Below are 11627 nucleotides of genomic sequence, written 5' to 3' on the forward strand. Positions count from 1 at the left end.
GCAGAGGAGACTCGGTCCATGACAAGGTTCTCTGCTGGCATGCCGTGGCCCCCTCCCATGGTGGTGCCAACGCCACTACCCGAGTAGTGCCAACACCATCAGATCTGGTCCCTGCCGACGTTAGCTTTAGTCACAAGAGCCGTTCGGGGGCGCAGTCGAGAGAGGGCGCGTAGAAGTCATGGTTGCGACATACCTGAAGCGTTGGGTCGGCAGCCGGATCCTCAACAGGAGTACCCGCAAGGGTGGTCTCGACCTGTCGAAGATGCGGATGTTCCCCAGCTCGGTCTCGATGCCGCTGCGCCGGCACGGGCTGGACCCGGTGCCGGAACTCGGAGCCGTCCGTGAGACCGAGCCGGTGCACAAGCTGGCCCACCTGTTCGGGCTGAACGTCTGGGTGGTGAGCGGGCATGCCGAGGCCAAGTACGTGCTCTCCAACGAGGAGGACTACAGCCACGACATCCGTCCGCTGGTCGGCTCCGACCCGAACAAGCCGTCCGAGGGGATCGGCGGCCTCGGGTTCACCGACCCGCCGGACCACACCCGGCTGCGGAAGCTGCTGACGCCGGAGTTCACCAAGCGCAAGCTGGCCCGGCTGGAGCCGGCGATCGAGAGGATCGTCAACGACCAGCTGGACCAGATGGAGGCCAAGGGCCCGGTCGCCGACATCGTGTCGGACTTCGCGTTCAACGTGCCGTTCCTGCTGATCGCGGACCTGCTCGGGGTCGAGGAGCAGGACCGCGACCGGTTCCGCGCGCTCGGTCCGGCCCGGTTCGACATGTCCGGTGGTGGGATCGGGCTGTTCGGGTCGGCGTCGGAGTCGCGTGAGTTCCTGTTCGAGATCGTCCGCAAGCAGCGCGCGAACCCAGGCGACGGGCTGATCGGGTCGATCATCCGCGACAAGGGCGACGACATCGACGACGTCGAGCTGGGTGGGCTCGCGGACGGGGTGTTCCTGGGCGGGTACGAGACGTCGGCCAGCATGCTCGCGCTCGGCACGCTGGTGCTGCTGCGCGACCCGGAGAACTTCGAGCGGATCCGGAACGAGCCGGGCGCGGTCGACGTGATCGTCGACGAGCTGCTGCGGTACCTGACCGTGGTGCAGGTGGCGTTCCCGCGGTTCGCGCGGCACGACCACGAGCTGTTCGGGCAGCAGGTGAAGAAGGGCGACCTGGTCGCGGTGTCGCTGTCCGGTGCGGATCGCGACAAGGGCGTCTTCGGGTCGGACGCCGAGGACTTCTACCCCCGTCGTACGGTCTCCTCCGCGCACCTCGCGTTCGGCCACGGCATGCACCGGTGCGTCGGCGCCGAACTCGCCCGGATGGAGCTCCGGGCCGCGTTCACCGCGCTTGCGCACCGCTTCCCGGACCTTGCCCTCGCCGTGACGGAAGACCAACTCCGCTTCCGCGACTTCTCCATCGTGTACGGCGTCGACTCCCTCCCCGTCCGCCTCCACGCCGCCACCGCCGAACAGGCCGCGGGCTGATCCACAACACCTCCCGGGGTCGGCCGACATCGCCCGACCCTGGGAGCCGCAACACGACAGCGCTCCGCCGGCACGGCAAGCGCGTCGGCTGAACGATTCACGCTGCGACGCGCAGTGCGGTGATTGTGGCACCAGGTGGTCGCTGGCTGGATCGGGCCGTGACAGGACGTGGGGTGGGCGGTCACAATGGGCGGTCCGGCCCGAGAGGCGGGTGTCGGATCAGGAAGGGCCGTCGGCGGTATGGGCAATGGCGAGGTGGCGGCGGGCCGGATGAGTGCGGCCCTGACCGGCCGGATCGCCGCCGCGATGACCGCGGCCCAGTCCGGTGGGCACGCGAGTGCGGCGGCCGAGATCGAGGCGATCCGGGCCGAGTTGCGCGGCGTACCGAGCTACACGCTCGCGGCGGCGGAGTACGTGCGGGGTGTGACGGCGCACCACGCCAGCGACGCCGATGAGGCGCTCCGCGCGGTGGATGCCTGTATCGAGGTCGCACGCGCGATCGACGAACCCGGCTGGGAGGCGAACGCGCTCCCGATCCGCATCATCAACCTCGCCCGCAGCGGCCGCGGCGGCGACACCATCAACGACCTGGTCGCGGCCGAGGCGGCCTTGAACCGGACGAAGGACGCCGGCCTGATCGCGTGGGCGCACACCGGCCTCGGGTACGCGTACGACGTACTACGCCTTTTCGAACTGTGCATTCCGCATTACGAGCTCGCGACCCGGCTGGACGAGGACGTGTTCGAGCTGGCCGAATCGCGCGCGATCGACCGCCTGAACCTCGCCGAGACCTATCTCCGCTGGGCGCACGAACTCGAGCGCCTCGGCGATCCCTTGTACACAAGGGAGATCGAGGAACGCTTCGCGTCCGCCGCGTACTGGTCCCGCCAGGCCGAGCGGGTGATCGTCGACGACGAGTCGCAGGAGTTCTGGAAACTCAGCGCCCGGCTCTGGCTCGCCGCGGCCGCGACCGGCGAGGACCCGGCGCAGGCGGTCGCCGACCTGACCGAGATCCGCGACGAGATCAGCAAGCTCGGCGAGACCGAGCGCCTCGCGCTCGCCGGCGCCTACCTGGCCAGGGCGCACCGCGCCAACGGCCAACCGGAGCAGGCGAAGGAGGCCGCGGACCGCGCCGCCGACGACCTGCTTCCGTTGGCCGATCCATCGACCCACATCCTGGTCCTGCAGACCCGTTCGGAGATCGACGCGATCGACGGTACGCCGGGAGCGGTCGCCGGACTGGCCTTCGCGCGTTCGGTCGCCCGCGGCTGGTGGAAGGAGCGCCAGCGCGCGCTGAACGCCGTACGGCATGCGCTTGCCGTTCACGATCTACCGGCCCGGCACGATGCGGAATGGCATGCCGCGCGGCAGGATCCGCTGACCGGCGTGGGAAATCGCCGCGCCATGGACGAACGGCTGACCGCGGCCCGCGACTCGGGCCGTGCGGTCACCCTGCTCGCGATCGACGTCGACGATCTGAAGGTCGTCAACGACACGTTCGGGCACGCCTGTGGTGACGAATTGCTGCAGGTTGTCGCAAATCTCCTGGTAGAACAGGCGCGAGCGACCGATGCCGTGATTCGATCGGGTGGCGACGAGTTCTTCGTGGTACTCGACCAGCCGGACGCCAAGGGCGGTGCACAGCTGGCCGAGCGGATCCGGGTCGCCGTCGAGGCGATCGCGGCGACCACGGACAAACCGTGGCTGGGCCGGCTCGGACTGAGTCTCGGGTACGCGGCGACGGCCGAAGGGCTCGGGGTCGAGCAGCTGATCGCGAAGGCGGACCGGCGGCTGTACGAGGACAAGCAACGCAGGAAGTGAGGGGGGAGGTGCGGTGCGCGAAACGTCGGGGGTGACGGCACGAATTGCGGCGGCGATGACGCGGGCCCAGTCGGGCTACGCGGTCGACGCGATGGCGGAGATCAACGCGCTGCTCGCCGAGCTCGACCCGCGGCCGACCCACGAACGGGCGGCCGCGGAGTACGTCCGGGCCGTCGCGGCGCATCACGCGACCGACGCCGTCGAGGCGCTGGACGCGGTCGACGGCTGTATCCGGGTCGCCCGCGCGATCGACGAGCCGGGCTGGGAGGCGAACGCGATCGCGGTCCGGATCGTCACGCTGATCCGCACCGGCGAGGGCGGTGACTCGGTCACGGACCTGGTCGCCGCCGAGAACGCGCTGTCCCGGACGCGCGACCTCGGCCTGGCCGGCTGGGGACACACCGGCCTCGGGTACGCGTACGACCTGCTCCGGCTGTACGAGCTGTGCATCCCGCACTTCGAGCTCGCCGCCGAGGGCGACCACGACCCGCTCGGCCTGCCGGAGTCGCCCGCCATCACCCGGCTGAACCTGGCCGAGTCGAACCTGCGCTGGGCCCACGAGCTCGAGCGGCTCGGCGACACGTCGTACGACGAGGAGATCCAGGAACGCCGGCGTGCCGCGCACCGCTGGGCCGGCGAGGCGGTCGAGGTGATCGTCAGCGCCGACCTGCTCGGGTACTGGCCGATGGCCGGGCGGATGTGGCTGGCGGCGAGCAACGCCGATGCGGATGCGGCCGAGGCGGCGGTGATCCTGAAGGACTGCCGCGACCAGCTGGCCAAGCTCGGCGACCTCGAGCTGGCGGCGATCGCAGGTACGTACCTGGCGAAGGCCTACCTCACGCTCGGCCGGACCGGTGACGCGCTGGCAGCCGCGGACCGGGCGGCCGGCGACCTGCCGGTGACGTCGGATCCGCCGGTCGAGGCGCTCGTCCGGCACACCGTCGTACAGGTCATCGCCGCGTCGGGTGACGCCGGTGCGGCGACCGGGTTGCAGTACGCGCGCGCGATCAGCCGCGGGTGGTGGGCGGAGCGGTTGCGTGGTCTGTATGCCGTACGCAGCGCGCTCGCGAACCACGAGCTCTCGATCCGGCACGATGCCGAATGGCGGGCCGCCCGCGAGGATCCGCTGACCGGCGTGGGGAATCGGCGCGCGCTCGACGAGCGGATGTCGGTCGCGCGCGACTCCGGCCGCTCGGTCGCGGTGGTGGCGATCGATGTCGACAACCTCAAGGTGATCAACGACAGTTTCGGGCACGCCAGCGGCGACGAGGTGCTGCGCCGCGTCGGGGCGCTGTTGACGGAGCAGTGCCGCGCGGAGGACGTCGTGGCGCGCGCGGGCGGGGACGAGTTCGTCGTCGTACTGGACAACCCGGACGAGCGCGGTGCGCCGGAGCTGGTCGAGCGGATCAAGCTCGCGGCGGACCGGGAGGCGGCGCGGGCCGAGGAGCCGTGGTTCGCGATGCTGCGGTTGAGCGTTGGCCAGGCCAGCAGTACGGACGGTACGCCGGTGGCGGATCTGCTCACCGAGGCGGACCGCCGGATGTACGCCGAGAAGCGCCGGCGCCGGGGCGCTCAGTAGTCCAGGAATCCTTCTACGACAAGGTTTCTGACCTGTGGGAGGTAGTCGGAGAGTACGTCGACCACCGGGCGGTCGGTGAGGTCGGCAAGGGCCGCGAGGATCTGGCCGGTGGTGAGTTCGCCGTCGCAGGCGCCGACGAAGCCGGCCATGATCGTGTCGACCTGCTCGGCCCGGCGCATCCCGCGTTGTCTTCTGAGCACGATCGTCGCGGGATCGTCGGCGCCCGGTCGGCCGGTGGTCTCCTGGATGACGTCGTCGGCGACGCGCAGGTGCAGGGCGGTCAGATCTGTTGGCAACCCTTCCCGGCGTTCGAACCGGTGCAGGACGTGCGGGCCGATCGGGCGCTCGATCTCGTACGGCCAGGACTCGGCGTCGAGCGATCCGTCGACGTTGTGCAGGGTGATCCAGCCCATGCCGATCGCCTCCACGTTCTGCTGGTCGAGGTAACGCATCCATTCGTCGTACCTGGTGGTGTACTGCGGCGTGCCGTGCAGCCCGGCGTCGCGCAGCCAGAGCTCGACGTACTCCGTGGTGTCGAGCTGCTCGCGCTGCACGGCCCAGGCCGCGCGGTCTGCCGTCCACCCGGCGATACGGTCCTGCCAGTCTTCGCCGCGTACGCAGGTCCAGTTGGCCAGCAGCTGACACCAACCGCCCTCGGTCAGGTGGTCCGGCGCTTGCCTTACGAGCTGCTCGACGACGGCGTCACCGATGAACCCGGTCTCGCGGTACGTGAGGTCACCTCCGGGCGGGGCGATCACGTACGGCGGATTGCTGACGATCAGGTCGAACCGCTCGTTCTTCACAGGCTCGTACAGGCTGCCGTCGCGAAGGTCGAGGTCGACATGGTTGAGCGCCGCCGTGGCTCTGGCGAGCTCCAGCGCCCGCGGGTTCACGTCAGTGGCCGTGATCCGGCCGACCTGACCCGCGAGATGCAACGACTGCACCCCACACCCGGTCCCGATGTCGAGCGCCCGCTCGGCTTTGATCGGCACCGTCAGCTGAACCAGACTGAGACTCGCCGGCGCGATCCCCAACACGTAATCGGACCGCATAACCTCCCGCCGCCCGTCCAACCCCGGCGTCAGATCCGCAACCACCCACCACTCCCGCTCCTCATCCGCAAACGGCCGGATGTCGAGAAGCGCCTTCACCTCACCACCGCTACGCCCAACGATGCCAAGGGCAACCAGATCGACGGCCGGAAACGCCTTACGTACCGCACTTTCCGGAACATTTCGCTGCAACAGGAACAGCCGAATCATCGTGTCGAGCGCATCCCCCGACGCCGTACGCAGGGCGGCCGGCGCGGTCTCGTTCCGCGCCAGGGCTCCATTCGCCTGACCGCCGAGCCGCTCGGCGACCCCGTCGACGGTGTACCCGGCGCCGGCGAAGGCCGTACGCAAACTCTCGACCGCGCTCCCCGTCAGTTCTTGCATGCGAGCATCCTCCCACCCCACCACCTCGCCCACCGAGCTGGAGGGTGTGCCACCCCGGCCCGGGCCGGGGTGGGGGGTTGGGGAGGATTTCCCGCCCGGATCGGCACGAAATCCTCCCCAAGTCGGACGATCTTCCTTACGGGTTGCAGGTGAGTTTGGCTTCGGCCCAGTCGGCGTGGTCGCTGGTTATGCCGTCGCCGCCGTCGGTTACCTGGAGGGTGAGGGTTTGGGCGTTGGTAACGTCGACCGTGGTGGTGGCGGTGGGGGAGGTGCCGGTTAGTTGGTCGGACGTGTAGCGCGCGGTGCCGTCGGTCAGGACCTTGAAGGTGACTTTGCCGCGGTCTTCTACTTCGTCGTCCACGCCTAGTTTGCTGGTGAAGGTTTTGCAGTTGCCTGCCAGGCGGACAGAGATCGACGAGGGGGCGTGGGTTCCCAGGCCCTTGGCGTACTGGATGCCGTCGAGCGTGATCGGGCCGCCGTCGCCTGCGGCGTCCTCGCCGTTGCTGTGGTCGCGTTCGACCGGGCCCCAGCCGTTGGTGGAGTCGAGGAACTCCAGGTCGCTGACCCAGTTGTCGCCGGTCGGTGCCGGGGGCAACGGTTTGTCGGCGATCGTGGCGGCGAAGAAGCCGAGTCCGCCGCCGGGGAGTTTGATCGCCTTGACGGTTTTCCCGGGATCGAGCGGTACGGCGGTGTAGAAGACCCGGTAGTCGGTCGTCGTGTTGCTCAGGCCGGCTGCCGTGTAGCGGCCCTTGACCGACACCGCGAGTTTGGCGCCGCCGGTGGTTGGGTCCTGGCAGCACCAGTTCGGTAGCTGGAACGTGCCTTCGGAGGTCGTGCCGTCGGTGTAGATGATCGTCACCGTTCCGCGGGCGTTCAGGCTTGCTCCGGAGCCCAGGAGCGCGAGATGCGATCCGGTTCCGGAGACGAGGATCGGTGCTGACTGGTTCTTGACGACGTTCGGTGTGCCGGGCGCGCCGGTCGGCCAGGTGAAGTTCGCGCCCTGGACGGAAACCGTTGCACCTGGCGTGTACCCGGCCGCGGCCAGTGCCTCGCCGTTGAAGCTGTCGCCGGATCCGTCGAAGTTGCCTTGTTTGTACGTCGACGCGTTGCTGATCCCGACCACGTTCGCCGCCTGCGACAATGTTGCGTACGGCAACTGCGCCGTGCCGCTGGCGGTGTTCGCATAACTCATGCCTTGGGCAACGTACGACGACCTCAGCGTCAACGTGAAGCTCGCCGGTTTCACGTCCGCGCCGGGCGTGACCTGCAGTTTCGTCGTGACGCTTTGGCCAGGGGCAACTTCGGCGAACGTGTTCTGGCCGCTGACGGACCAGCCGGCCGGGACCTGTACGTCGAGCCGGACGTTGCGGACCGTCGTACCGGTGCCGTTGCGGAAGGAGGCGGTGACCTCGGTGGGCCGACCGGGGGCGTTCCAGAGCGACGGTGTCGTGAGCTCAGGAGTGCCGAAGGTGTTCGTCACGTCTGGGCCGCCCACCGCGGAGGTGCCGTTCAGCAGTACGACTGCGGACTTCGAGGTCGGAATCGATCCGGTCTGGATCCTGGTGATTCCGTTCGAGTACGACCATTCGACCGCCTTCCCGTCCACGAAGACGTTGTGCGGGGCGGCGCCGGTGTGGAGGGTCAGGTCGTACGGACGCGCGGCCGGCTTGCCGTCGTACGTGCCGATGCTGGGCCCGATGTCGACCGTGACGTCGCCGCGGCCTGCTACCGGGGCGACGACGGTGAAGGTCTGCGTCGCGGACTGGGGCGAGCGCGTCACCCGGTCGTCCTCGTACATGGCGAACGACGACTTGCCCGACGGGTAGATGTCCACGCTGACGGCATCGCCGGGCTTCTGTTCGGCGGCGTTGTTGATACCGGACTTCCACATCGGTACGACCGCACCCGCCTTCACGAAGAGCGGCAGCGTGTCGAGCGGTGCGTGGTACCCGTTGACGGTCGTCGGGCCTTGGTACACGCGGCCCGTCCAGTAGTCGATCCACCGGCCGGCAGGCAGGTAGATGCCGTTCTTCACCTCGTCGGCGCCGTACATCGGCGCGACCAGGAACTCCTTGCCGGCCAGGAACTCGTACTTCGTCGTGTCGTCCCACGTGCGAGGGTCGTCCGGGTACTCGAGCACGAGCGACCGGTTCAGCGGTGCGCCGGTCCGGTGCGCCTCGGCGGCGTACGTGTAGAAGTACGGCAGGAGCCGCTCGCGGAGCTTCAGGTACTTGCGGTTGATCGACGTGTACGGATCGCCGTACGCCCAGGGCTGCTTGTACGCCGGGGTCGACCAGCCTGACATGCTCATGAACGCCGGGTTGAACACCTTCCACTGCAGATCCCGTACGTACGACGTCGCGCTGCCGCCGAAGATACCGTCGACATCGCCCGCGCTGTAGGCGATCCCGGAGTTGCCGGAGCCGGTGATCGCGGGGATCTGCCACTTGATCGCGTCGAGCGAACCGCTGTGGTCGCCGGTCCACTGCACCGCGCACCGTTGTGCACCGGCCCAGCCCTCCACCATCCACGCGAAGCCGCGGGCGTTGCTGTACTGCTCGATGCCGTTGTGGGCGGTGTCGCAGGCGCTCAGCGCGTACCGGTATCCCGGGCCGACCCACGCGACGTCGAGCTTCCGGACCCGCACTCCGGCATCACCGATCTCGGCCGGCTGGCGATCCAGCGAAGACTGGGTCCACAGACCCATCTGGATGTTGCGGGCGCGCAGTTCGTCGCCGGTCTGCTTGAGAGCGGGAATGTCGCGCTTGCCCCACCAGGTGCCGTCGACCAGCTCGGAATCGGTGTTGGCGGAGTACCCGCAGCCGTAGTCGTCGTTGACGAGCATCCAGCCGCCAGGCATGTCCTCGTCCTTGAAGCGTTGCGCGACCTTGACCGCGTCGAGCGTGGTCACCTTGTCCGGGTTGACCTTCCAGTCGTTGCTGGGGTCCGGGTCCGTCCCGTAGTGGCCGCGGTTGTAGCAGTCCGAGTCGCCGTACTCGAGCCCGTAGATCGGCGGCATGAACGGCCGGCCGGTGAGCTCGGTGTAGCGGTCGAGCGAGGTCTTCAGGTCGCCGACGAAGTAGTACGCGTCGAAACGCTTCTCGTCGTGCGTCGTGACGACAGGGTTGGTGAAGGTGTAGCTGCCTGGGCTGAACGTGTCGCGGAGTACGCCGTACCCGGCGGTGCTCATGTAGTACGGCGAGGCGTTCGGGTTGCCGCCGTCCTCCCAGTTGAAGTCCCTGGAGATTTTGATCGTCTGGTCGCGGTGCGAGAAGCGTCCGTTCTGCATCCCGCCGCCGAAGAACTGCTCGTTGGCGCCGCGGTCGAGGGTCTGCGTGGTCGAGGTGTCGGTCCACGAAAGCGGTGCGGCCTCGGACCAGACGAGCTGGCCGTTGGAGCGGTAGACGGAGAACTTCAGCGGCTGCTTCTGGGCTCGTACTTCGATCTTGCCGGTGCTGAGGGAGTAGTACGTGCCCTGATCGCGCCAGGTCGTCCGTGGGGTGCCGTAGTCGGTCTTGGTGACGATGTTCGACCCGTCGCCGGTGTTGGCGGGGTCGGTGAAGTTGCCGTCGGGTGCCATCCAGAGGCGGAACACGTCGTCCTTGAGGAAGACGACGCGGACCTTCGCGGGGCCGGCGGTAAGGGTGTAGGTCGCCTGCTCGGCGGAGAACGAGGTGACGTCACCGAGAGTGGTGCCGGCGGCCCGGGCGGGACCGGCGGTGTACACGAGTGCACCGGCGAGTAATGCCAGGGCGACTACTGAACGTTTCATGCGGACAAAGATGCTCATCACTGCCTCACTTCACGCATCAATGAACAATGGTGCGCACATTGAAGCTCACCGACCGTGAATTGTCATCAGGTCAGCTTCATCAAGTTGAGACGGTGTCGCCATCACAGGGTGAAACAGCGCGATGACGATGAGTCGCATGGCGAACTCGCGTCCCACCAGCCCCAACAGTCACGGACTCACCAGGCGTCACCTTCTGATGGGCAGCCTGGCGGCGGGCATCGTGGCGGCCACCCCAGGTCTGGCGGACGCGTCACCGTTCGACCCGACCACCCCTCGTGCGCAGGGCGATCCGGACTTTCATCCCGTGCGGTTCAGGTTGCCTGCGCCGAGTGGGCGGAAGGCGATTGGGACGACCGTCGTCCATCTGGTGGACAAGGGGCGGCCGGATCCGAGTATGCCCAGTGGGCAGCGGGAGCTGATGGTCAGTTTCTGGTATCCGGCAGGCACAGACACGTCGGCGCCGTTCGCGAAGTACATGCCGGCGCGGACCGCCGTCGAGGTCGACGACGCGTGGACGGGCGACTACGGGCTGGCGCTGCCGACCGGGTCGTTCGACTTCGGGAACACCGTGACGCACGCGCGGATCGATGTACCGGTCCAGCGCCTGAGGCATCCGGTCGTACTGTTCTCGCCCGGCTATCAGTACAGCCGATTCGTGAACACCGCGCAGGTGGAAGACCTGGCCAGCCGCGGGTACGTCGTCGTCACGATGGACCACCCGCACGAGACCCCGATCGAGTACCCGGGCGGCCGTTTCCTCCCCGGAGCTCCCCAGCAGGAACCGCCGAAGCCGTCCGACATCCGCGCCGCCGTCGACACCCGCAGCAAGGACGCGCGGTTCGTCCTCGACCAGCTCGAACGGATCGCCGACGGCGACACCGTCGATGCCGAAGGCAAGGATCTTCCGGACGGGCTGGCCGAGGGGCTGGACCTGCGCAGGATCGGGATGTTCGGCTTCGGGCTGGGCGGCTACACGACCGGCGACACGATGCTCGCGGACGAGCGGATCCTGGCCGGCGCGGACCTCGACGGCACGCTTCAGGACGACCGCCTGAAGGGCCCGCTCGGCGACGTCGCCGTCCACGGGCTCGACCGCCCGTTCCTGCTGTTCGCGTCCAGCGAGACCCAGCGGACCGCGCCCGGCAAGGAGTACTACGACAAGTCCTGGGCCGCGTTCTGGAAGGCGCAGCGCGGCGGCCGGCTCAACCTGGCGCTGGCCCGGACCAAGCAGAAGGCGTTCACCGACTACCAGTTCATCTTCTCCCAGCTGTTCCACGACATCTACGGCGAGGACCCGATCGTCTCGTCGGTGATCAAGGCGCTCGTCGGCGGCGCGAAGCCGGCCCGCAGCGTGCTCGCCCAGCGCGAGTACCTGGCCGCGTACTTCGACCTCACGCTCCGTCGCCGCCCGGCGCTGCTGCTCCGCGGCGACTCCCAGAAATTTCCTGAGGTACGGTTCGTCCGCTGAGACGGCGTACGCTCGTCGAAGTCGCCCGGGGCACACTGTGGTGGGGT

Annotated in this window: 6 protein-coding genes; 4 read left to right on the forward strand and 2 right to left on the reverse strand. The window is 68.5% G+C overall.

Translation table 11 applies throughout. The annotated features are described in order from the left end of the window. Window positions 1-178 precede the first annotated feature (178 nt). The 3 genes from ACZ5BU_RS28305 (at window position 179) to ACZ5BU_RS28315 (ending at window position 4883) form a co-directional block, all read left to right on the forward strand. Window positions 179-1483, forward strand: coding sequence for a cytochrome P450 (locus ACZ5BU_RS28305; RefSeq protein WP_465703463.1), 1305 nt, complete (start codon window positions 179-181; stop codon window positions 1481-1483). 240 nt (window positions 1484-1723) lie between these two features. Continuing rightward, on the forward strand, window positions 1724-3304 hold the full coding sequence (locus ACZ5BU_RS28310; RefSeq protein WP_465703464.1) for a GGDEF domain-containing protein: 1581 nt from the start codon (window positions 1724-1726) through the stop codon (window positions 3302-3304). A 13-nt stretch (window positions 3305-3317) separates the two neighbouring features. After that, window positions 3318-4883 (forward strand): GGDEF domain-containing protein, encoded by a 1566-nt coding sequence (locus ACZ5BU_RS28315; protein ID WP_465703465.1) that lies wholly within the window; start codon window positions 3318-3320, stop codon window positions 4881-4883. On the opposite strand, the gene ACZ5BU_RS28320 is transcribed toward ACZ5BU_RS28315, so the two are convergent. Beyond that, window positions 4877-6319, reverse strand: a complete 1443-nt coding sequence (locus tag ACZ5BU_RS28320; RefSeq protein ID WP_465703466.1) for a DUF7059 domain-containing protein — start codon at window positions 6317-6319, stop codon at window positions 4877-4879. The two genes, ACZ5BU_RS28315 and ACZ5BU_RS28320, sit on opposite strands and share 7 nt — an antisense overlap. Before the next feature lie 136 nt (window positions 6320-6455). Continuing rightward, window positions 6456-10091, reverse strand: coding sequence for an NPCBM/NEW2 domain-containing protein (locus tag ACZ5BU_RS28325; RefSeq protein ID WP_465703467.1), 3636 nt, complete (start codon window positions 10089-10091; stop codon window positions 6456-6458). Window positions 10092-10248: 157 nt separating this feature from the next. On the opposite strand from ACZ5BU_RS28325, the gene ACZ5BU_RS28330 reads away from it, so the two are divergent. Further along, on the forward strand, window positions 10249-11580 hold the full coding sequence (locus ACZ5BU_RS28330) for an alpha/beta hydrolase family protein (RefSeq protein ID WP_465703468.1): 1332 nt from the start codon (window positions 10249-10251) through the stop codon (window positions 11578-11580). Window positions 11581-11627 lie beyond the last annotated feature (47 nt).

It is taken from the genome of Kribbella sp. NPDC031520 (assembly GCF_055580825.1).